22 protein-coding genes are annotated in these 19,848 nt (G+C 73.0%); 11 read left to right on the forward strand and 11 right to left on the reverse strand.

Features of this window, described 5'->3' with window-relative positions; all coding sequences use genetic code 11:
- The first annotated feature begins 43 nt into the window (after positions 1 to 43).
- The 3 genes from ACN260_RS28850 to ACN260_RS28860 all read left to right on the forward strand — a co-directional run bounded on the left by ACN260_RS28850 (position 44) and on the right by ACN260_RS28860 (position 3,674).
- The gene (locus ACN260_RS28850) at positions 44 to 181 is read left to right on the forward strand and encodes a hypothetical protein (protein WP_168222356.1); all 138 of its coding nucleotides are present in this window, start codon (positions 44 to 46) and stop codon (positions 179 to 181) included.
- 342 nt (positions 182 to 523) lie between these two features.
- Positions 524 to 3,349 (forward strand): hypothetical protein, encoded by a 2,826-nt coding sequence (locus tag ACN260_RS28855; RefSeq protein WP_422753924.1) that lies wholly within the window; start codon positions 524 to 526, stop codon positions 3,347 to 3,349.
- Between the two features lie 112 nt (positions 3,350 to 3,461).
- Entirely contained in the window at positions 3,462 to 3,674 is a 213-nt protein-coding gene (locus ACN260_RS28860; RefSeq protein WP_422753925.1) for a hypothetical protein, read from the forward strand.
- Between the two features lie 45 nt (positions 3,675 to 3,719).
- Here ACN260_RS28860 and ACN260_RS28865 read toward each other — a convergent pair whose 3' ends face one another.
- Entirely contained in the window at positions 3,720 to 4,568 is an 849-nt protein-coding gene (locus ACN260_RS28865; RefSeq protein ID WP_422753926.1) for a DUF2690 domain-containing protein, read from the reverse strand.
- Positions 4,569 to 5,061: 493 nt separating this feature from the next.
- Here ACN260_RS28865 and ACN260_RS28870 point away from each other — a divergent pair, with 493 nt between their 5' ends.
- The 3 genes from ACN260_RS28870 to ACN260_RS28880 all read left to right on the forward strand — a co-directional run bounded on the left by ACN260_RS28870 (position 5,062) and on the right by ACN260_RS28880 (position 7,350).
- Complete coding sequence (locus tag ACN260_RS28870; RefSeq protein ID WP_422753927.1) at positions 5,062 to 5,769, forward strand: hypothetical protein; 708 nt, start codon at positions 5,062 to 5,064, stop codon at positions 5,767 to 5,769.
- Positions 5,770 to 5,820: 51 nt separating this feature from the next.
- Entirely contained in the window at positions 5,821 to 6,693 is an 873-nt protein-coding gene (locus ACN260_RS28875; protein WP_422753928.1) for a hypothetical protein, read from the forward strand.
- 306 nt (positions 6,694 to 6,999) lie between these two features.
- The gene (locus ACN260_RS28880; protein ID WP_422753929.1) at positions 7,000 to 7,350 is read left to right on the forward strand and encodes a hypothetical protein; all 351 of its coding nucleotides are present in this window, start codon (positions 7,000 to 7,002) and stop codon (positions 7,348 to 7,350) included.
- 63 nt (positions 7,351 to 7,413) lie between these two features.
- Here the strand turns inward: ACN260_RS28880 and ACN260_RS28885 are convergent, their stop codons facing one another.
- Both ACN260_RS28885 and ACN260_RS28890 read right to left on the reverse strand, forming a co-directional pair.
- Positions 7,414 to 7,605: a DUF397 domain-containing protein gene (locus ACN260_RS28885; RefSeq protein ID WP_204925605.1), complete on the reverse strand. Its 192-nt coding sequence runs from the start codon at positions 7,603 to 7,605 to the stop codon at positions 7,414 to 7,416.
- Complete coding sequence (locus tag ACN260_RS28890; RefSeq protein WP_422753930.1) at positions 7,596 to 8,393, reverse strand: helix-turn-helix domain-containing protein; 798 nt, start codon at positions 8,391 to 8,393, stop codon at positions 7,596 to 7,598. The genes ACN260_RS28885 and ACN260_RS28890 overlap by 10 nt, the downstream gene beginning before the upstream one ends.
- A 234-nt stretch (positions 8,394 to 8,627) precedes the next feature.
- On the opposite strand from ACN260_RS28890, the gene ACN260_RS28895 reads away from it, so the two are divergent.
- Positions 8,628 to 8,759, forward strand: coding sequence for a hypothetical protein (locus ACN260_RS28895; RefSeq protein ID WP_422753931.1), 132 nt, complete (start codon positions 8,628 to 8,630; stop codon positions 8,757 to 8,759).
- 45 nt (positions 8,760 to 8,804) lie between these two features.
- Positions 8,805 to 10,637, forward strand: a complete 1,833-nt coding sequence (locus ACN260_RS28900) for an NHL domain-containing thioredoxin family protein (protein WP_422753932.1) — start codon at positions 8,805 to 8,807, stop codon at positions 10,635 to 10,637.
- Between the two features lie 9 nt (positions 10,638 to 10,646).
- On the opposite strand, the gene ACN260_RS28905 is transcribed toward ACN260_RS28900, so the two are convergent.
- The 3 genes from ACN260_RS28905 to ACN260_RS28915 are packed head-to-tail and all read right to left on the reverse strand — an operon-like array spanning position 10,647 to position 12,863.
- On the reverse strand, positions 10,647 to 11,396 hold the full coding sequence (locus tag ACN260_RS28905) for a LamB/YcsF family protein (RefSeq protein ID WP_357756776.1): 750 nt from the start codon (positions 11,394 to 11,396) through the stop codon (positions 10,647 to 10,649).
- Positions 11,380 to 12,255 carry a biotin-dependent carboxyltransferase family protein gene (locus ACN260_RS28910; protein ID WP_422753933.1) on the reverse strand — a complete coding sequence of 292 codons (876 nt, stop codon included), beginning with the start codon at positions 12,253 to 12,255 and terminating at the stop codon, positions 11,380 to 11,382. Before ACN260_RS28910 ends, ACN260_RS28905 begins: the two co-directional genes overlap by 17 nt.
- The gene (locus tag ACN260_RS28915) at positions 12,252 to 12,863 is read right to left on the reverse strand and encodes a 5-oxoprolinase subunit B family protein (RefSeq protein WP_422753934.1); all 612 of its coding nucleotides are present in this window, start codon (positions 12,861 to 12,863) and stop codon (positions 12,252 to 12,254) included. The genes ACN260_RS28910 and ACN260_RS28915 overlap by 4 nt, the downstream gene beginning before the upstream one ends.
- Positions 12,864 to 12,970: 107 nt before the next feature.
- Between ACN260_RS28915 and trhA the strand changes: the two genes are divergently transcribed.
- The gene (trhA, locus tag ACN260_RS28920; RefSeq protein ID WP_422753935.1) at positions 12,971 to 13,648 is read left to right on the forward strand and encodes a PAQR family membrane homeostasis protein TrhA; all 678 of its coding nucleotides are present in this window, start codon (positions 12,971 to 12,973) and stop codon (positions 13,646 to 13,648) included.
- An 86-nt stretch (positions 13,649 to 13,734) separates the two neighbouring features.
- On the opposite strand, the gene ACN260_RS28925 is transcribed toward trhA, so the two are convergent.
- A complete protein-coding gene (locus ACN260_RS28925; protein WP_088645703.1) occupies positions 13,735 to 14,025 on the reverse strand; it encodes a DUF6458 family protein in 291 nt (96 codons plus the stop codon).
- A gap of 125 nt (positions 14,026 to 14,150) precedes the next feature.
- Between ACN260_RS28925 and ACN260_RS28930 the strand changes: the two genes are divergently transcribed.
- Entirely contained in the window at positions 14,151 to 14,681 is a 531-nt protein-coding gene (locus ACN260_RS28930) for a SixA phosphatase family protein (protein WP_422753936.1), read from the forward strand.
- 99 nt (positions 14,682 to 14,780) lie between these two features.
- On the opposite strand, the gene ACN260_RS28935 is transcribed toward ACN260_RS28930, so the two are convergent.
- The 4 genes from ACN260_RS28935 to ACN260_RS28950 all read right to left on the reverse strand — a co-directional run bounded on the left by ACN260_RS28935 (position 14,781) and on the right by ACN260_RS28950 (position 19,112).
- Positions 14,781 to 15,050 carry a DUF6458 family protein gene (locus ACN260_RS28935; protein WP_067300694.1) on the reverse strand — a complete coding sequence of 90 codons (270 nt, stop codon included), beginning with the start codon at positions 15,048 to 15,050 and terminating at the stop codon, positions 14,781 to 14,783.
- A gap of 229 nt (positions 15,051 to 15,279) precedes the next feature.
- Positions 15,280 to 17,136: an acyl-CoA dehydrogenase gene (locus ACN260_RS28940; protein ID WP_422753937.1), complete on the reverse strand. Its 1,857-nt coding sequence runs from the start codon at positions 17,134 to 17,136 to the stop codon at positions 15,280 to 15,282.
- A 116-nt stretch (positions 17,137 to 17,252) separates the two neighbouring features.
- Positions 17,253 to 18,380, reverse strand: coding sequence for a PP2C family protein-serine/threonine phosphatase (locus tag ACN260_RS28945; RefSeq protein WP_357924961.1), 1,128 nt, complete (start codon positions 18,378 to 18,380; stop codon positions 17,253 to 17,255).
- 87 nt (positions 18,381 to 18,467) lie between these two features.
- On the reverse strand, positions 18,468 to 19,112 hold the full coding sequence (locus ACN260_RS28950) for a septal ring lytic transglycosylase RlpA family protein (RefSeq protein WP_422756867.1): 645 nt from the start codon (positions 19,110 to 19,112) through the stop codon (positions 18,468 to 18,470).
- 184 nt (positions 19,113 to 19,296) lie between these two features.
- On the opposite strand from ACN260_RS28950, the gene ACN260_RS28955 reads away from it, so the two are divergent.
- The gene (locus ACN260_RS28955) at positions 19,297 to 19,845 is read left to right on the forward strand and encodes a phosphoribosyltransferase family protein (protein ID WP_422756868.1); all 549 of its coding nucleotides are present in this window, start codon (positions 19,297 to 19,299) and stop codon (positions 19,843 to 19,845) included.
- Positions 19,846 to 19,848: the final 3 nt, after the last annotated feature.

The following is a 19,848-nucleotide window of genomic DNA, read 5'->3' on the forward strand; positions in this document are numbered from 1 at the left end:
TCATCAAGGGGCTGACAACCGAATAGCCGGAGGAGAGACCACCATGAGCATGATCGAGCGAATCCGCACCCGTCGTGACGCCAACCGTCGGGCCCGTGCCATCGAGCACGCGCTGCGCTCCGCCAACTCGCCGGCGGTCCGCGAGGAGATCCTCGCGATCGCCCAGCGTCACATGAGCTGACCCGGCACCGACTTTCCTCTCCCTCCTCCAGACCGATGACCCGCCCGGGCTCCGGGCGGGTCATCGGCGTTCCGGACCCGTTGAGACCGGGATTCCACCTCGCCACGATGCCCGGTACGGTGGTTCCGGTCGCCACCCGCCGACCCGGACACCGATCGCGACGGATGGAAGCCGATCGACACCGTCCGGCGACGCGGAGTGACGGCCGGTGCTGCATGGGGGCCGCGCGCGCGTACCGGATACCGTGCGGGGAGACCGCACGGCCGAACCGCCGGGCACCGGCGACCCGGCCGACCGGACGGACGGCATCGGCGGCCGACATGTGATGGAGGAGGCGCACCCATGACGTCCGAGGGCCAGCACCGTCCCGGCCAGGAGCCGGGCGAGGCGCCGCCGGGCTCCGGTGGACCGGCGCCGTACGGCGACCGGCAGCCCCAGCAGGACCCGGGGTACGGCGTCCCCGCCACCCCCGACCTCGGCTGGGCCCCACCACCCCCCACCGGCCGGGCCAACCCGCCCGCTCCGTCCTGGCCGGCACCCGACCAGCCGGCGGCCTGGGGCGGCGCGCAGGTTCCACAGCAGTCCGAGCCGACCGAGGCGTGGACCCCACCGCCCGGCGGGGCACCGCCCACCGAGGCGTGGACCCCACCGGCCGGCCCGCCGCAGCCCGCCTGGGCGGGGCAGCCCGAGCAGCCCGCCTGGGCCGCCGCGCCCGCACCTGCCGCCGGAAAACCCGACTCCTCCCCGCAGCCCGGTTGGGCACCGTCGCACGAACCCGGCTGGGCGCAGGCCGAGCAGCCCGCACCGGCCTGGGCGCAGCCGGAGACCGGTGCCCGGGGTGCCGCCCGGGTGCCGCAGCCGGACAACCCGGCCGGCGGTGGCTGGTCCCCGCCGGCCGACCCCGCCCCCACCTCTCCCGCCGGCTGGTCCGGTCAGGACACCCCCGCGCGGGAAGCGACCCCGGGTACCAACGGCTGGGGCACCGCCCCCGCACCGCAGCAGGACGACCCGGCCCGCTCCGGCGGCTGGCCGGCCGACGACCGCGCCGACGCCGACCGCGCCGGGGCCGAGCCGGCGCGCGGTGGCTGGCCGGCGGGACCGCAGGACGGGCCCGGCAACTCCGGCGGGTGGGCCACCACCCGTGGACCGTCCCGCCCCGACGAGGCGCACCGCCCCGCCGGCCGGGCCTCGGTGCCCGTACCGGCCCCGGCGGAGCCCACGAACCAGACGGCGGCCTGGCCGCAGCCGGAGGCCGGCGCGCAGGCGGCGGGCAACGCCGCGGGTGCCGACAGCCGGTCCACCGAGGACGATCCGGCCCGCTCGGGTGGCTGGGCCGCGAACCGGCCCGGCCCGGACGACGCCGGCCGCCCCGGTGACTGGCCGAACGGCACGCGGGACGACCGGCAGCCGTCGTGGGGTGCACCGGCCGAGCCCGCCACGGCCCGGTGGGAGGGTCAGCGGGAGGAGTCCACCCCCGACGGCTGGCCGGGCGGCGTTCCCGCCCGCGCCGACCAGTCGCGTCAGGACGACCCGGCGTCGGGTCAGGAGTGGCCGGCACCGGTCGCGCAGCGGGGTGCGGCCTCCGTACCGTCGCCGGAGCGCCCGGAGTCCGGGGCCGCTTGGGCGGCACCGGAGCAGCCCGCACGCGCGTCCGCCCCGGTCTCGGCACCGGACGGACCGCCCGCCTGGGCCGGCAACGACCACCAGCAGCCGCCGTGGCCCGGGGCCGAACGCCCGGTCGTGCCGGAGGGCGAGCCGTGGGCACCCGAGCAGGCGTGGGGTCGCGCCGAGCCCGCCGGCCAGCCGGCCGACGGCGGTTGGGAGCCCCGCCGTGGCGACGACCAGCCGATCTACCAGCCGGGGCCGGCTCCCGGCATCTCCCCGGCCAACAAGGTGCCGCTCCCTCCGCAGGAGCAGCGCGTGCCAGGTGCCAGCCTGGCCGCCGCGCCGCCGGCCGACTACGTGCCGCCGGCCCCGTTCGGGGGACCCGACCAGCAGCCGCAGGGCCGCGAGGCGGCCGGTTGGGGCGCGCCGGAGCAGCCGCAGTTGCCGGCCGGCCCGGCCCTGCCCGCGCAGCGGCTTTCGCCCGAGTCCGAGGGTGCCGGCCGCGCCCCGGCGCCGACGGCCGACGCCGGGGAGCCCGGTGCGGTCGGCCGCGCCTCGGCCAGCGCCTCCGTGCCGACGGCCAGCCGGGTCGCACCCCCGAGCGACCAGGCGGCACACCCGGCCGGCCCGGTCGTTCCACAACCCCGGGTGTACGGCCGGCCGGCCCGCCCGGAGCCGCCGGAGGAGGCCGACGAGCACGACCCCCGCCGGCCCGAGCAGCACGATGCCCGGTTCGCCGACCAGGACCGCACCCGGTTCGACGGCCCCGAGCAGCCCCGCTTCGACGACCAGGACCGGACCCGGTTCGACGGTCCCCGCTTCGACGAGCCGGAACGGCAGCACGGCTTCGGCGGTGACGCGCCGTCGTCCGCGCCGCCGGCTGCCCCGCCCGCGTTCGGTGGCGGCATCCCCGCCTTCGCCGACCCGGCGGGCAGCAACCGGCCGATGAACGGCACCCGTCCGCACGGGCCGGCGGACCGGCCGGCCGAGCCGTTCGGGGCCGGCCCGACCAGCGGCGCACCGGCCGGTGCCGCACCCGTGCCGGGGTACGGCCACCCGGCGCACGACCCGGCCCACGGTGGGTACGCCTCCCCGTTCCCGCCCGCCGGGCAGCAGTTCGGGCCGGCTGGGCAGCCGTCCGGCGCCACGGGTTGGCCGGGTGAGCCGGAGCAGGGGCAGGGGCGTTTCGACGCGTTCAAGCCGGAAGCCGAGCCGGAGCAGAAGGCCGAGCAGCCGACGCCGAAGGTACGCAACGGGCGGGTGCTCGCCCTGGTGCTGATCGTGGCGGTGCTGATCCTGGCCGTCCCGCTGGGCCTGCTGATGCTGCTCGGCAAGATCGGTTCGGACGACGACAAGCCGGCCCCGTTCAACCCGGCCGTCGGTTCCTGCGTCAAGCAGTCCGGCACCGGCGCGAGCGCGGCGAACTGCGACGAGCAGGGTGCCTTCACGGTCGTCTCCAAGGTGGACGCCAAGGAGAAGTGCACCGACCCGACCCAGCCGCACGTGGTGCTGCAGGGTGGCGGGGTCGACCGGGTGCTCTGCCTCAAGCCGGCCGGCCAGTAACGGCGTACCGACGGCGGGGGCCCGGCTGGACCGGGTCCCCGCCGTCGGTGTTTCGGGCCGTGCGGAGTGGGCAGTCTAAGAGGACATTGACGTAGCCCGAGGAGGTCACCCCATGGCAGGCAACGAGAACGAGGTCAACCGCAGCGCTCGCAGCGGCCGCTTCGTCACGGAGGGCACCACCGAGCGGGACCCCCGGCACACGACCACGGAGCAGGTCGGCAACGGCGGGGAGCAGGAGGTCCACCGCAGCGCGAGCACCGGCCGGTTCGTCACGGGGACCACCGCCGAGCTGCACCCGTCGACGACCGAGACCCAGCACGTCTGACCGACCGGCCCACCACTGCCCTCCGCACCGGCGCGGGGGGCAGTGTCATGTCCGGGCACCGAGCTGCACGCACGGGGTGCGCGCGCTGGCCAGGACGCTGCGGTTGTCGGCTGCCGTGATGTCGACGGTGACCGACACGCAGCCCTTCGTGGTCCGCAGCACGTTGCCGAACACGCTGTACACCTGACTCTTGATCATGAACGGATAGTCGAACCGGCTGGATGCGCCGTCGGCGGGGCGGGTGGCCGCCAGCCGGATGGTCGCCCCGGTCGGCACCCGCTCGGTGGAGACGAACAGTGGCCAGGCCGCCTGGCAGCGCGGGGAGTAGCGCAGGGTGAGACTGCCGTAGTTCGGCCGGGTCGGGTCGGGGTCGGGCACCGGGACGGTCTCCCTGCTGACCGCGTCCACCTGGCAGCGCTCCTCCTGCGGGTCCGCCCCGTCAGGGGCCGGCGTGCCGCCGGCGGCTGCGGCGTCGGTGGGTGCCGGGCCGGAGGCGTCGACCGCCCGGTCCGCCGGACGGTTCGTCCGGGTTTCCCGGTCGGCGATCATCGGTACGACCGAGCCGGCGACGAGCACGGTGAGCCCGGCCGCCGCGACCAGTGCCCACCGGGGCACGGGTGTGCGAGGGGCCGCCGTCCGTGGTGGCGACGGCGGTGACGCCGACACCGACTCATCCGACGGTCCGTCGGCTGCCGGCCCGACGGGGGCTGGCCTTTCGGGGGCCGGTCCGCCGGGCCGGTCCAGTGCGGCCTCCCGGTGCCACCGGGCCCGCCAGGCCGCCTCGTCGCCACCGCAGGCCCGGACGAAGGCCAGGGTCAGCTCCAGCGACGGCAGGCGGGTGCCGGAGAGTACCCCCGCCAGCGCGGTGTGCGAGTAGTGGGCGGTGACCGACATCCTGCGCAGTGACGGCTGCCCGGCATCGCGCCGGAGCCGGGCGAGATCAGCGACGAACTGGTGGTGCCGGACTTCGTCGGCAACCTGATCGCCGACTCGTCCGCTTCGACCCGTCATGGACCCTCCCCTGCATGTAAACCCTGGTGTCAACGCACGTCAAGCCAGTGCTTTACAGGCGGGTGCCACGACAGGATCGACCCCGGAGCAGCCACCCGCCGGATAGGTGCCGGTAAATATGATCTCACGGCGAGTGTCGGGCCTGACACGCATCCGTTCGGCTCGAAATCGACGTTCGCCCCGGGGATACCGCATCGCACGGACCACCGTCCGACGGGTACGCCGCACCACCTCCGGTGCGGCGCCGACCTCTCGACAGGAGAACCGCGTGTACCAGCCGAACGGCTCGAACCCCCCGGGCCGCACATCCCGCCGAGCACTGCCGAGGTTCGTCATACGGGTCCTCGCCGCCTGCGGCGTCACGGCGATGGTCCTGGTGGGCACGGCCGCACCGTCGTTCGCCGGCATCTCCGGCTACAGCGTCGCCGGCACGGGCGGCGCCGGCCTGATGGTGCGCACCAGCCCCTACGACGCCAACGCCGGCTCGGTGGCGCTCCTTGCCGACGGCACCGGGTTCGTCGCCGAGTGCGCGGTACGCGGGCGCAACATCTCCGGCAACTCGGTCTGGCACCGGATCAGCTCCCCGGCCAGCGGCTGGATCAGCGACTACTACACCAACACGCCCGGGTTCAACCAGTACCTGCCCGGTGAGCCGGAGTGCTCCACCACCCCGCCGCCGACCGGCACCCGCGAGGACCGGGCGATGGCCTGGGCCCGGTCGGTCATCGGCCAGGCGTACACCAACGGGGACCTGGGCGACTCCAACCACCCGTGGGACGGTTGGTGCGACAACTTCGTCGGGCACGCCTACGGTCGGGCCGCCAGCGGTTACGCGTCGGCGATCGTGCACTACAACGCGCTGCTCTCGCGCGGCATGATCCGCACCACGGGCACCCCGCCGTCCGGCGCGCTGGTCTTCTACGCCGCCGCGTCGATCAACGGGTACTACGGCCACGTGATGCTCTCCGAGGGCAACGGCAACTACATCACCTCGGCGGCCACCGTCCGCCGCGTCTCGCAGAGCTGGCCCGGTGCGCCGTACCTCGGCTGGTCCTACGCCGACCCGGAGTGGACCGGGCGCTGACGCCCCCACCCCACCCGGCTCCCCTTCCGGTCGTCCGCTGAAAGGATCCTGATGCGTCTCCCCCTTCCCACCCGCGCGGCCCGGCGTGCCCTGCGCCTGGCCCTCGGCCTGACGCTGGTCGCCGCCGTCGGCGTCGGTGTCATGCCCACCCCCGCCACCGCAGCACCCGCCGCCACCGGCCCGGCCGCCCAGGCCGCGCCCGCCCCCCGCCCGGCCGACCAGGCCAAGCCGGCCAGCGTCGGTGGCCCCGCCATCGGCGCGAAGGCGAACCGGGTGGGCGTCAACGCGGTCGGTATCGACCTGTGCGCCCAGGTGGCGTACGCCGCCGGCTTCCGGAACAACCCGCTGGTCACCGCCGTTGCCGTGGCGATGGCCGAGTCCTCCTGCAACCCGTCGGCGGTCGGCAGCAACGGCCCCACCGCCGGTTGCCCCAACGGTTCGCTGGACCGGGGGCTGTGGCAGATCAACAACTGCTACCACCCCACCGTCACCGACAGCTGCGCCTACAACTCCCAGTGCAACGCCAACGCCGCCTACAACATCTCCAGCGGCGGCAGCAACTGGCAGCCCTGGTCGACGTACAACAACGGGGCGTACGCCGGCTACCTGTCCGCCGCGCAGGCGGCTGTGGCCCGCCTGGGTGGCACCGGCGACCCGCCGGCCGTGACGGGCACGATCCTGGCCAACCCGTCGCTCAACATCCGCACCGGGCCGGGCACCACCTACAGCATCGCCGGTTCCGTCAACTACGGCGCCACCGTGCGGATCGCCTGCTACACCTTCGGCGAGTACGTCAGCGGCGGCTACTGGCCGTCGTCCACCTGGGACCGGATCACCAACCCGGCGACGGGCGTGACCGGCTACGTGGCCGACACCTGGGTCAACACCACCTACGACGTGAAGACGATGGTCGGTCGCTGCTGACCGTTCCCGTCCGGGGCCGCGCGGGTGAGGTTCGTACCCTGCCCGCGCGGCTCAGCCGTGACCGCCCTCTTGCCCTTCCCGCTGGCGCGGCGGCCGCACCCCGCCGGGCGCGGCGGCGGCGACCCATGCCTCACCTGGAGACCGGTATTCCTGACAGGCATAAATATGACTGACAGGCATAACGGTGTACGCCGGTATCACTCCCCCCCTGCGGCGGCCGGCAATCGCGGCCCGCACTCACGTTCGGCGGGACCGGGCAGTGTTACGGTCGGCGTGAAGCTTTCATGTCGACCGATGGAGGCCCGAATGGGTCGCGGATCGTTTCCCTCGGGACTGGCGCGGTCGTTCAACGCGCGGATCATGGCGCTGCGGTCGTCGCCACGCTGGGGGCGGTTCCTCCGGCGGCACCTGGCCGTGGTCACCTACACCGGTCGCCGTTCCGGGCGGACGTTCAGCACGCCCGTCGCGTACCGGCAGACCGGCGACACGGTGGTCATCCAGGTCGCGATGCCCGACGCCAAGCAGTGGTGGCGGAACTTCCTGGGCGAGGGCGGCCTGATCTCGCTGAACCTCGACGGGGTCGACCGGGCCGGGCACGCGGTGGCCCGCCGCGACGACCGGGGCCGCGTCACCGTCACCGTCGACCTGACCCGCTGACGCTGGCGGCCGTCGTCCGGGTCACGATGCCCGGTCGGTCCAGGGCGACGGGTGGCCGGTCGATCAGACCCGATCAGGGACTCGGGCGACGAATGCCCGCCAAGCTTCGGGAGTGAAGGCGAGAGCAGGGCCGTTCGGGTCCTTGCTGTCCCGTACGCCGACCACAACGCGCAGATTGTCGGCCACCTCGACGCAGTTGCCGCCGTTGGTGCCGGACCTCGTGGACTTGCGCCATCGCGCGCCGGTCATGTCCATTTCTCCGCCATTTCCTTGATCAGACTCAGAGACGGCCTACGGGGAAGCGCATCCCGCAGAACCGCCTCCCAGGTCTTCTGGAGCGTAGCAATCTCGGTTGTTCCGCTGACGGTCTGCGATCTCACCTGATGATCGATGTGGCCGACGGTGGTCTCATCAGGCATCGTGGCGAGGATGAAGCCGCCTTGCAAGCCAGGGTAGAGCCCGGCATCGTCCGCGACGATGTGAATTTGGACGTGCGGGAGTTCGGCGACAGAAGCAAGGTGATTAACTTGCTCGCGCATCAGGGGCCGGTCGCCGTTGACCGTCCGGCGAAGCACAGCCACGTCAAGAACGACCACCACGTGCGGCGGGTCCTCCCTACTCAGGATCGACTGGCGCTCCATCCTGGACCGGACTCGGTGAGAGACTTCCTCAGCGCCGAGTAGGCCGCTGGCCCGAAGCGTCGCCTGCGCGTACGTCTCCGTCTGAAGGATGCCGGGGACGAAGGCTGGCTCGTACCATCGCAGGGCCTTGGCCTGATCTTCGAAGTTGATCCACTCACGTAGCCATACCGGAGCCATGTCGAGCGCTGCGAGTCTTTCCAGAAGTCGCCCGAACATGCCGCCCGTCCTGAGCGCCTTGTCGATCGCCGCCACGTAGTGCTCTGTGGGCGGACGAGTGCCCGTCTCTACCGCGCTGACGTGTGTGCCTGAGTAGCGGATGAACTTGCCGAACTCACCTTGGTTCATTCCCCGCGACGTCCGAGCATGGCGCAACTCGTCGAGCAGGATCTCCGCCGCCGACATGCTCACATTCCCCAAGCCTCCCCCAATACCCGACGGACTTACGTCAATCGGCCTTCAGCAGCGGTATCGCATCCTGTCGGCGGCTCTCCATGTTGGCCGATTTGCTTCCGAGACTAGGGCTTCGCCGACGAGAGTTCCACCAACGAAACCGCTGTTGACGCCCGCTGCGACGGAACGGTTTCGGCGGAGGGGGCACTGGCCTCCTCCCATTGACATCGGACAGAGGGGACCACCGTGCCGACGGACGACAAGCCGAAGCCCGCTCCGAAGCCCCAACCCGAGGATCATCTCACCCAGCTCGACAGCGGCCGGTCGAACAACCTCACCGACCGCTTCCTGTCCTGGGCACAGCCACCCGACCGCTGAGCCCTTCGTGCGACCCGTCGGCAGGCGGTGCGGCACGATGGGGGCATGAGCGCACGGGTACGGGCACCAGAGCTGCGGGGTCGGGGCTGGTTGAACACCGGTGGGCGGGAGCTGAAGCTCGCCGACCTACGGGGAAAGATCATTCTGCTCGACTTCTGGACCTTCTGCTGCATCAACTGCCTGCACGTGCTCGACGAGTTGCGCCCGCTGGAGGAGAAGTACGCCGACGTGCTGGTCGTCGTCGGGGTGCACTCGCCGAAGTTCGAGCACGAGAAGGACCCGGCCGCGTTGGCTGCCGCCGTCGAGCGGTACGGCGTGCACCACCCGGTGCTCGACGACCCCGAGCTGGACATGTGGCAGCAGTACGCGGCGAAGGCGTGGCCCACCCTGGCGGTGGTCGATCCGGAGGGTTACGTGGTCGCCACGATGGCCGGCGAGGGCCACGCCGAGGGGCTGGTCCGGCTGGTCGACGACCTGATCGCCACCCACGAGGCCAAGGGCACCCTGCACCGGGGCGACGGGCCGTACGTGCCGCCGACGCCGCCGGAGACGACGCTGCGCTTCCCCGGCAAGGCCGTGCTGCTCGACGGCGGCAACCTGCTGGTCTCCGACTCGGCCCGGCACAGCCTGGTCGAGCTGGCCCCGGACGGCGAGACGCTGATCCGGCGGATCGGCTCCGGTGAACGGGGTCGGGTCGACGGGCCGGCCGCCTCGGCGGGCTTCGCCGAGCCGCAGGGGCTCTGCCTGCTGCCCGCGCACGTCGCCGAGGTCGCCGGCTACGACCTGCTGGTCGCCGACACGGTCAACCACCTGCTGCGCGGCGTACGCCTGGACACCGGCGAGGTGACCACGGTGGCCGGCACCGGCCGGCAGTGGCGCTCCACTGTCGACGACCACGCCCACGACGCGCTCTCCGTCGACCTGTCCTCCCCGTGGGACCTGGCCTGGTACGACGACCGGGTCATCGTGGCGATGGCCGGCATCCACCAGCTCTGGTGGTTCGACCCGATCAAGCGGACCGCCGGCATGTGGGCGGGCACCACCGTTGAGGCGCTGCGTGACGGCCCACTGGCCGAGGCGTGGCTGGCCCAGCCGTCCGGCCTGTCCGTCTCGGCCGACGGCGCGCGGCTGTGGGTGGCCGACAGCGAGACCAGCGCCATCCGCTACGCGCAGAACGGCGTGCTCGGCACCGCCGTCGGGCAGGGGCTGTTCGACTTCGGGCACGTGGACGGGCCGGCCGACCTGGCGTTGCTCCAGCATCCACTGGGGGTGTGCGCGCTGCCCGACTCCTCGGTGCTGATCGCCGACACCTACAACGGCGCGGTACGCCGCTTCGACCCGGCGACCGGCCTGGTCGCCACGGTGGCCGACGGGCTGGCCGAGCCGAGTGACCTGGTGCTCACCGCCGACGGCGGGGTGCTGGTGGTGGAGTCGGCCGCGCACCGGTTGACCCGGCTCGCCCCGGGCGCGTTGACCGCCGCCGGGGCGGACACCGTGGACGGTCCCCGGCACCGGCTGGAGCGCAAACCCACCGACGTCGCGGCCGGCGAGGTGACCCTGGAGGTGATCTTCACGCCGGCGCCGGGGCAGAAGCTGGACGAGACGTACGGGCCGTCGACCCGGCTGGTCGTCTCGGCCTCACCGCCGGAACTGCTGGTCGACGGGGCGGGCACCGGCACCGAGCTGTCCCGCCGACTGGTGGTCGACCCGGCCGTGCCGCAGGGGGTGCTCCAGGTGACCGCCCAGGCCGCCACCTGCGACGCCGACGTCGAGCACGCCGCCTGCCACCTGACCCGGCAGGACTGGGGCGTCCCGGTGCGGGTGGTCGACGACGGCGCGACCCGGGTCCCGCTGGTGCTGCGCGGCCTGGACACCTGACGCGAGCGGTCAGGCGAACGGGGTGGGGGTGACCCCGGCGTCGATCAGCGCGGCCCGCACCAGGGCCGCCGAGGCGACCGCGCCGGGGCTGTCCCCGTGCAGGCAGATCGAGGCGACCGGGCACGGCACCACGGTCCCGTCGACCGCCACCACCGTGTGCTCGGTGGCCATCCGGACCGCCCGGACGGCCACCTCCTCCGGGTCGGTGACCAGCGCGCCCGGCGCGGTACGCGGCACCAGCGCCCCGGTGGGCAGGTAACCCCGGTCGGCGAATCCCTCGGCGACCACCCGCAGTCCCGCGCCGACGGCGAGCTGGGCGAGGGTGGAGCCGGGGGCGCACAGGATCGGCAGCTCGTGGTCGTACCCGGTGACGGCGGCGACCACGGCGGCGGCCTGCACCTCGTCGGTGGCCGCCGCGTGGTAGAGCGCGCCGTGCGGTTTGAGGTAGCGGACCCGGGTGCGGTACGGCCGGCAGAACGCGTCGAGCGCCCCGAGCTGGTAGGTGACGTCGTCGCGCAGTTCGTCGAAGCCGTACGCGATGTGCCGGCGGCCGAAACCGGCCAGGTCCCGGTAGCCGACCTGCGCGCCGACCGCGACGCCACGTTCGGCGGCGGCGGCGCAGACCCGCCGCATGGTCGACGGGTCGCCGCCGTGGAAGCCGCACGCCACGTTGGCGGAGGTGACCAGGTCGAGCAGCGCCTCGTCGTCGCCGAGCCGCCAGATGCCGAATCCCTCGCCGAGGTCAGCGTTGAGGTCCATGGAACCTCACCGTAGTCCCCGGCCGGGCCTGCGCGAGCCCGGTCACGTCGTCCACCACGCCGATCACCGGGTAGCCGCCGGTGGTCGGATGGTCGGCCAGGAAGATCAACGGTTGGCCGTCGGCGGGCACCTGCACCGCCCCGAGCACCACGCCCTCGCTGGGCAGTTCCCCGGCCACCGCGCGGGGCAGCACCGCGCCGACCAGTCGCGCGCCGACCCGGTCACTGACCGGGCTCACCGTGTACGCCGTGCCGAGCAGCAGCGCCATCGCCCCGGCGGTGAACCAGTCGGCGCGGGGGCCGGGGCGCAGGGTCAACCACAGCTCGTCCGGCACCGGCCGGCCGACGGTGAAGTCCACCGGGGCGGGCGGCCCGCCCGGTCGTCCGAGCGGGAGCAGGTCGCCGTCGCGGACCGGGGGCGGGCCGAGGCCGGCGAGGGTGTCGGTTGACCGGCTGCCGAGCACGGGCGCGACGGCGATCCCCCCGTCGACCGCGAGCCAGTTGCGCAGCCCGTGCCGGGGCGTGCCGATCCGCAGCACCGCGCCCGCCGGCACCGCCAGCGGCCGGCCTACGTCGCCGGGCCGCCGGTCGACCCGGACGTCGACGTCGGCCCCGGTCACCGCCACCGTGCCGGCCCGGGTCAGCCGCAGCTCGCACCCGCCGAGGGTCAACTCCAGACCGGCGGCGTCCGCCGGGTTGCCGACCAGCCGGTTCGCCAGCGCCAGCGCCGCCGGGTCGAGCGCCCCCGACCGGGGTACGCCGAGATGCGCCCACCCGGGCCGCCCCAGGTCCTGCACGGTGGTACGCGGTCCCGCCCGCCGTACCTCGATCGCGCCTGCGGTTGCCTGCGGTGCGGTCATCCGGTCACCAGCCGGACCCGGGTGCCGGGGGTGAGGGTGGCGGGTGGGTCGGCGGACACGTCGAACAGGGTCAGCGTGGTCCGCCCCACCAGCAGCCAGCCGCCCGGCGACGCGCCCGGGTAGATCCCCGCGTACGGCCCGGCCAGGGCCACCGAGCCGGCCGGCACCCGGGGGCGCGGGGTGGGCAGTCGGGGCACCGCGTACTGCGGGGGCAGCCCGGTCAGGTAGGCGAAGCCGGGGGCGAACCCGCAGAACGCCACCCGGAACTCGGTGCCCGCCAGGCGGTGCACCACCTCGGGTACGGTCACCCGCCAGTGCGCGGCGACCCGGGGCAGGTCCTCCCCGTCGTACACGGTGGGCACCTCGACGGTGGTGACGTCGGCGGCGACGGTGGCCGGGCCGGGGGTCCAGCGGGCGATCCGGGCAGCCGTCGACTCCGGGTCGGGCACCCCGTCGAGCAGGACGGTGCCGGCGGCCGGGACGATCTCGGCGGCGGTCAGCTCGCCGGCTTCCCGGCGTCGCCACAGCTCGGTCCGCCACTGCTCCACCTGGGCAGGGTCGTCGCAGTCGAGCAGGAGGGCGTGCCGGCCCACGGGTCGGATCCGCATTCCGCCATACTCTCCGATCGATGCGCCGTCCAGGGCAGGTGGACCCGATCCGGGCCGTGACGGGTCGCACTACCTAGAAGTAACCTACGGTGCCGTAACCTGTTTGCGTGACCACCTCCGCACCGCTTCGACTCAAGCCTGTCGACATCGGTAAGCCCCGGATGCGCGGCTGGCTGCACACCTACGCGTTCTTCGTCGCGCTCGTCTGCGGCATCGTGCTCAGTGCGATCGCGGCCACCCGGCCAGGCTGGACACCCCTGGTCAGCTGCCTGATCTACAGCGTGACAGTCTGCGGCCTGTTCGGCACCAGCGCCCTCTACCACCGCCGGGTGTGGTCGGAGCGCGGCTACCAGATCATGCGCCGGATGGACCACTCGATGATCTTCGTGTTCATCGCCGGGACGTACACCCCGCTCTGCGTCCTGCTGCTCGACCGGTCGACGGCCGTCCTGATGCTCGGCCTGGTCTGGGGCGGGGCGTTGGCGGGTGTCGCCGTCAAGCTGATCTGGCCGCACGCCCCGCGCTGGGTCTCCGCGCCGCTCTACCTGGCCCTCGGCTGGGTGTCGGTGGCGATCCTCCCGCAGATCCTGCGCCAGGGCGGGGTCACCGTGCTGGTGCTGCTCGCCGTCGGCGGGGCGATCTACAGCATCGGTGCCGTCTTCTACGCGCTGCGCCGGCCGAACCCGTGGCCCACCGTCTTCGGCCACCACGAGTTCTTCCACGCCTGCACCCTGATCGCCGCCCTCTGTCACCACATCGCGATCTACTTCGCCCTCTTCGCCTGACCCCACCTGATCTCAAGAAAGAACCGCAGACAGTTCGAGGGCCCCGCGCCGTTGCGGGGCCCTCGAGTTCGTGGGGTGCGGGACGGTCAGACCGGGTAACCCGAGCCGCGCGTCTCGCGGTACTCCTCGCGCACCACCTGGCCGCCCTGCACCGGCACGACCCGGTCGGCGACGACCTGGTCCTGCCGCACCGCAGTGGTGACGACGGCCCGGCGGCGGCTGTTCCAGAAGTAGAGGGTGGTCAGCAGCCCGACGACGCCGGCGAGCATCAGCACCCAGCCGACCACGTCGAGGTTGAGCCATCCCAGATTGGCGTCGACGGCGAACGCGAAGATCGCGCCCACCGCGATGAGGAAGATGCTGGCACCGATGCCCATGACGTCGCCTCCTTGGCTGTCAGCTGGCGTTACCCACCCGCCACGGCCATCGAGGGCATCGATGAGCGAGTGGCATCCATCGACTTACCCAGGCGACACCCGCGCCAATCAGGCAAGCTGGTGCAATGACCGACGGCGAGGCCGAGACACGGACACTGGTGCTGCTCCGGCACGCCAAGGCCGAACAGCCCACGACCGGCCCCGACGTGGAGCGCAGGCTCACCGCACGCGGTCACGCCGACGCCGCCGCCGCCGGGGCCTGGCTGGCCCGGCAGGGTCTGCTCCCCGACGTGGTGATCTGTTCGGCGGCCCGCCGCACCAGGCAGACCTGGCACGACGTGGCGCTGGGCATGACCGGGTCCGAGGGTGGCCCGGCGGGGACGGCTCCGGTGGTGCGGTACGCCGCCGCCGCGTACGAGGCACACCCGGACGACCTGCTCGACCTGGTGCGGACGGTCGAACCGGAGGCGGGCACGGTGCTGCTCGTCGCACACAATCCGGGCGTCTCGCTGCTCTCGGCGCTGCTCGACCCGGAACGGGCCGACCGGGAGGGGCTACGGACCAGCGACCTGGTGGTGCACCGCACCGGGAAGCCGTGGACGGAGCTGACCCCCGGCGGCGCCCCGATCGTCGACCGGCACACCGCCCGCGGCTGACCGGGCGGGCCAGCGACCTTGCCGGGACCGGCCCGGTCGTCCCCCGGCACCTCCCGTCGGGCCGGCGGATCGCGCGCGGTGAGGAGGGGTCGGGCGCGGTCAGGACGGGGGCGCGGTGGGCGGCGGCGGGTCGGGCGGCGGCGGCATCATCGCGGTCGGGTGGGAGAGCCGGTTCTCCTCGACGATGAGCGTGCGGGCCCGCTTGCGCCGGTCCTGCCAGAACCACAGCGTGGTGAGCAGTACGGCCAGCCCGGCCAGGATGAACACCCAGCCGACCGCGCGCAGGTCGATCCACCAGACGTTGGCCCGGATGGCGAACGTCATGATCGCGCCGAGCGCGATGAGAAAGATGCCGCTACCAATACCCATGTGCGCTGCACTCCCCCGTGCGGTGGCCGTTGGGCGTGCCCTGACGACGTGGTCCGCGCGGCTTACCCGCCCAGCCTCCCGCCTACCGGGGTTGGGGCGGGAAATCCGGGTGTGGTCAAAACAAAGGGGCCGATACTGCGGTATCCCGACGATCGGATACCGCAGTATCGGCCCCTTTGCGTATCACCCGCGCGCCGGCGGGTCGGGCGGCGGAACGGTCAGGCCGGGATCAGAACGCCTCCTCCGGGAGGTCCATGATGTCCAGGTCGGCACCCTCGATGATCCGGCGGTCCGCCCCGATGCGGGGGAGCACCTCGCGGGCGAAGAACCGGGCGGCGGCCACCTTGCCGGTGTAGAACGCCCGGTCGGTGGCGGAGACCTCGCCGGCCAGCGCCTTCAGCGCCACGTCCGCCTGCTTCTGGAGCAGCCAGCCGACCACCAGGTCGCCGAGGGCGAGCAGGAAGCGGCGGCTGCTCAGACCCACCTTGTAGAGGCTGCGGGCGTCACCGCCCTGGGCCTCGCCCAGCCAGCCGGTCAGCACGCCGAGGATGTTCTGGATCTCGCCGAGCGCCCGGCCGAGCGCCAGCCGCTCCTCCTTGAGCTGCCCGTTTCCGGCCTCGGTGGTGATGAACTCCTGGATCTCACCGGCGACTGCGGTGAGCGCCCGGCCGTTGTCCCGGACGATCTTCCGGAAGATCAGGTCGAGGCTCTGGATCGCGGTGGTGCCCTCGTACAGGGTGTCGATCTTGGCGTCCCGGACGTACTGCTCCAGGGGGTAGTCCTGGAGGAAGCCCGAACCGCCGTAGGTCTGGAGCGCCTCGTGGCCGAGCAGCTCGTACGCCCGCTCCGAGCCGACGCCCTTGACCAGCGGCAGGAGCAGGTCGTTGACCCGCTTGGCCAGCTTGGTCGCCTTCTCGTCGCCGGCCGCCTCGGCGATCGCGACCTTGTCCTGCCAGCCGGCGGTGTAGCAGACCAGCGCCCGCAGGCCCTCGGCGTACGACTTCTGCATCAGCAGCGAACGGCGCACGTCCGGGTGGTGGGTGATGGTGACCCGGGGGGCGGTCTTGTCGGCCTGCTGGATCAGGTCGGCGCCCTGCACCCGGTTCTTCGCGTACTCCAGGGCGTTGAGGTAGCCGGTGGACAGGGTGGCGATCGCCTTGGTGCCGACCATCATCCGGGCGTACTCGATGATCATGAACATCTGCCGGATGCCGTCGTGCTTGTCGCCCAGCAGCCAGCCCTTGGCCGGTACGCCGTGCTCGCCGAAGGTCACCTCGCAGGTGTTGGAGACCTTGATGCCCATCTTGTGCTCGACGTTGGTGGCGAAGACGCCGTTGCGCTCACCCAGCTCACCGGTCTCGGCGTCGAAGTGGAACTTCGGCACGACGAACAGCGACAGCCCCTTGGTGCCCGGCCCGCCGACGCCCTCCACACCGACCGGACGGGCCAGCACGTAGTGCACGATGTTGTCGCTCAGGTCGTGCTCACCGGAGGTGATGAACCGCTTCACGCCCTCGATGTGCCAGGAGCCGTCGGGCTGCTGGACGGCGCGGGTGCGCCCGGCGCCGACGTCCGAGCCGGCGTCCGGCTCGGTCAGCACCATCGTGGAGCCCCACTGCTTGTCGATGAAGAGCTTGGCCCACTTCTGCTGCTCCTCGGTGCCCTCGACGTGCAGCACGTGCGCGAAGGAGGGGCCGGAGGCGTACATCCAGACCGGGGCGTTGGCGCCGAGCACGAGTTCGGCGAGCGACCACCAGAGCGCGCGCGGGGCGCTACTGCCGCCCAGGGACTCGGGGAGGTCCAGCCGCCAGAACTCGGAGTCCATGAACGCCTGGTACGACTTCTTGAACGACTCCGGCAGCGGCGCGGTGTGCGTGGCGGGGTCGAAGACCGGCGGGTTGCGGTCGCTGTCGGTGTAGCTGGCCGCAAGGTCCTCGCGGGCCAGGCGGTCGACCTCGGAGAGGAAGCTGCGGGCGGTGTCGACGTCCAGGTCCGTGTACGGCGCCTGGCCGAACGTCTGGTCCGCCCCGAAGACCTCGAACAGGTTGAACTCAAGGTCCCGAAGGTTGCTCTTGTAGTGGGTCATGTTCGCTGGCCCCGCTTCCGGACAGGTGTTACCGATCAGTAACCCCCACTGTATTACTCACGGGTAGGCAGCGACAACCCGGCGCCGGAAGTGACGGCGGTAACACACCCGGTGGTTCAGCTCTCGGCCGCGCCGACCTCCCACGAGGGCACCGCCACCGTCACCCCGCTCCGGGGGCCGGTGTACTCCATCAGGACCAGGGCGATGTCGTCGTCGAGCCGGCCGTGCACCCATTCGACAAGCGCGGTCTCCAGGGAGGCCAGGCCGTCGCCGACCGTGCCGTGACCGAGCAGCCGCCAGGCCCGGTCGGCGGTCGGGAAGAACTCGCCGTCGCGCCGCGCCTCGCCGAGGCCGTCGGTGAACAGCAGCAGCCGGTCCCCCGGCTCCAGCCGCTCGACCCGGGGCCGGACCACCGGCATGAACCCCAGCGGCGGGGCGGGGGCGGGCGGCTCCAGCGGGATCACCGCACCCCGGCGCAACAGCAGCGGCGCCGGGTGGCCGCAGTTGACGATGGTCAGCGTCCCGCCGCGCTCCTCGACCACGGCGGCGGTGACGAAATCCTCGTCCCCCACGTTGCGGGCCACCGCCCGGTCCAGGTCGGCCACCACCGCCCGCAGGTCGGGCCGCTCGTACGCGACGTGCCGGTAGGAACCGAGCACGATGCTGGCGAGCCGGACCGCGTCCAACCCCTTGCCCCGCACGTCCCCGATGATCATCCGGACGCCGTACGGGGTGTCGATCGCCTCGTACAGGTCGCCGCCGATCTCGGCGGTGGCCGTGGGGGAGATGTACCGCGCCGCCACCGCCAGGGTGCCCACCTGCGGGCCGAGCGGACGCAGCACGGCCTGCTGGGCCACCGAGGCCAACCTGGACAACTCGCCGATCCGCTCCACCTGCCCCTGCCGGACCGCCGCCACGCTCGCCGCCACCACCGTGGCGACGGCGATCCCGACCAGGGACACCGCCGTGGGCAGTTCCATCGCCGGATCGGCCACCGCGAAACCCGCCCCGACCAGCAGCGCGAGGAAACCCACCCCGGCCACCGCACGCCACGAGGCGAAGCCGGCGGCCAGGATCGGCGCCACCGTCATCAGCGCCACGTAGTGCACCGCGCGGCCGTCGGCCGACTCGATCGCCGAGACGAGCGCGAGCAGGCCGACGGCCGCGCCGACGCCGGCGCGGGACCCGGGACTCAGTGGGCCTCGGCCCAACTGGAAGGCATGTTTACGTACGTGGGACAGCATGCCTGATGGAACCGGACCGGAGAATGAACCTAGCCCCACGATTGAGGGTGTTCTACCCGGCCGGCCCGCTGCTGCCACCGTTCGCCGTCAGCCCAGCACCTCGTACCTGACGGTCAGCGCACCCACGTCGACCGAGGCGATCGCGGCGAAGGCGGCCCGGGACAGGTCGATGCAACGTCCGTCGATGAACGGGCCACGGTCGTTGATCCGTACGGTGACGGACTTGCCGTTGGCCGGGTTGGTCACCCGGACCTTGGTGTTGAACGGCAGGGTCTTGTGGGCGGCGGTCATCGCGCCCGGGTCGAAGTTCTCCCCGTTGGCGGTCAACTGACCCTCGTCGTAGAAGGACGCGCCGCAGGATCCGCTGTCGACCACGGTGCTCTTCGGCGTCGCCTTCTTCGTGGTGGCGGACGGCTTGGGCGCGGCCGTGCGCGGCTTGCTCCGGGAGGCGGCCTGGGTCCGGGTGGCCTTCGGGCTGGCGGTGACCGTGGGCGACGGGCTGGCGCTCGGGGAGGCGGTGACACTCGGGGACGGGCTCGGTGTCGGCGCGTCGGTGGTGGCGGGGGTGCTGGGGACGACCGGGTCCACGACCACGGTGGCCGGCGCGTCGTCGGCGGTCAGCTGCACCGCGCCGACGGTGCCGCCGACGGCGAGCGCGACACCGAGCGCGGCGGTGGCGGCGATGCCGGCGGGCGAGGAGAAGATCCGGGTACGGGAGTGCCTGCCGACCACCGGCTCGGTCCTTTCGTATGCCTGCATGACGGGTCGGACCGTAACGAGAGAAGCACTTCCGAAGTCAACGTGATCATGGTGGTATGCCCTGAATTACAGTGATACGTGTGACCGATCAGCCGAGGACCGCTGGGCCGCACGGGCCAGAATGCCACCGATGGCATTCACCACCGAGGATGTGCGCATGACCGCCACGCTGCGTGCCCGCCTCGCCGAACTGTTCGCCTGGATCGATCCGGGGCCGGGCAGCAGCCACCTGGTCAGCGACGTGTCGCGTTGGTGGCGGGACCCACAGGTACTGGTCGCACTCGGTCCGGCCCTGGTCGAGCTGTTCCGCACCGACCGGCCCACCGTGGTCGTCGCCCCCGCGGTGACCGGGCTGATGCTCGGGCCGCTCGCCGCGACCGCCCTGGGCGTCGGTTTCGTCCCGGCCCACAAGCCCGGCGACGGACGCCTCCCCGCCGGCCCGCTGACCTGGGCGCAGAGCCCACCCGACTTCCGGGGCCGGCAGGTCGACCTCGCGGTACGCGACGACCGGCTCGGCGCGGACGACCGGGTGCTCATGGTCGACGACTGGGTCGCCACCGGCGCCCAGGTGCGGGCCGTACGGGACCTCTGCGCCGCCCGGGGCGCGCACTGGGTCGGCGTCGCCGCCGTGGTCGTCGACCTGCCCGGACCGGTCGCCGCCGAACTGGGCGTACGCGGGCTGCTCACCCCCGCCGACCTGCCCTGAGCA

The organism is Micromonospora sp. WMMD708 (assembly GCF_049315245.1).
GTDB lineage: Bacteria > Actinomycetota > Actinomycetes > Mycobacteriales > Micromonosporaceae > Micromonospora > Micromonospora wenchangensis.

What these genes read in the sequence shown, in the direction of transcription:
- ACN260_RS28850 (WP_168222356.1), top strand. Translation starts at nt 44, where the DNA reads ATGAGCATGATCGAGCGAATCCGCACCCGTCGTGACGCCAACCGTCGG.
- ACN260_RS28855 (WP_422753924.1), top strand. Translation starts at nt 524, where the DNA reads ATGACGTCCGAGGGCCAGCACCGTCCCGGCCAGGAGCCGGGCGAGGCG.
- ACN260_RS28860 (WP_422753925.1), top strand. Translation starts at nt 3,462, where the DNA reads ATGGCAGGCAACGAGAACGAGGTCAACCGCAGCGCTCGCAGCGGCCGC.
- ACN260_RS28865 (WP_422753926.1), bottom strand. Translation starts at nt 4,568, where the DNA reads ATGTCGGTCACCGCCCACTACTCGCACACCGCGCTGGCGGGGGTACTC.
- ACN260_RS28875 (WP_422753928.1), top strand. Translation starts at nt 5,821, where the DNA reads ATGCGTCTCCCCCTTCCCACCCGCGCGGCCCGGCGTGCCCTGCGCCTG.
- ACN260_RS28880 (WP_422753929.1), top strand. Translation starts at nt 7,000, where the DNA reads ATGGGTCGCGGATCGTTTCCCTCGGGACTGGCGCGGTCGTTCAACGCG.
- ACN260_RS28885 (WP_204925605.1), bottom strand. Translation starts at nt 7,605, where the DNA reads ATGGACATGACCGGCGCGCGATGGCGCAAGTCCACGAGGTCCGGCACC.
- ACN260_RS28890 (WP_422753930.1), bottom strand. Translation starts at nt 8,393, where the DNA reads ATGTCGGCGGCGGAGATCCTGCTCGACGAGTTGCGCCATGCTCGGACG.
- ACN260_RS28900 (WP_422753932.1), top strand. Translation starts at nt 8,805, where the DNA reads ATGAGCGCACGGGTACGGGCACCAGAGCTGCGGGGTCGGGGCTGGTTG.
- ACN260_RS28905 (WP_357756776.1), bottom strand. Translation starts at nt 11,396, where the DNA reads ATGGACCTCAACGCTGACCTCGGCGAGGGATTCGGCATCTGGCGGCTC.
- ACN260_RS28910 (WP_422753933.1), bottom strand. Translation starts at nt 12,255, where the DNA reads ATGACCGCACCGCAGGCAACCGCAGGCGCGATCGAGGTACGGCGGGCG.
- ACN260_RS28915 (WP_422753934.1), bottom strand. Translation starts at nt 12,863, where the DNA reads ATGCGGATCCGACCCGTGGGCCGGCACGCCCTCCTGCTCGACTGCGAC.
- ACN260_RS28925 (WP_088645703.1), bottom strand. Translation starts at nt 14,025, where the DNA reads ATGGGCATCGGTGCCAGCATCTTCCTCATCGCGGTGGGCGCGATCTTC.
- ACN260_RS28930 (WP_422753936.1), top strand. Translation starts at nt 14,151, where the DNA reads ATGACCGACGGCGAGGCCGAGACACGGACACTGGTGCTGCTCCGGCAC.
- ACN260_RS28935 (WP_067300694.1), bottom strand. Translation starts at nt 15,050, where the DNA reads ATGGGTATTGGTAGCGGCATCTTTCTCATCGCGCTCGGCGCGATCATG.
- ACN260_RS28940 (WP_422753937.1), bottom strand. Translation starts at nt 17,136, where the DNA reads ATGACCCACTACAAGAGCAACCTTCGGGACCTTGAGTTCAACCTGTTC.
- ACN260_RS28945 (WP_357924961.1), bottom strand. Translation starts at nt 18,380, where the DNA reads ATGCTGTCCCACGTACGTAAACATGCCTTCCAGTTGGGCCGAGGCCCA.
- ACN260_RS28955 (WP_422756868.1), top strand. Translation starts at nt 19,297, where the DNA reads ATGACCGCCACGCTGCGTGCCCGCCTCGCCGAACTGTTCGCCTGGATC.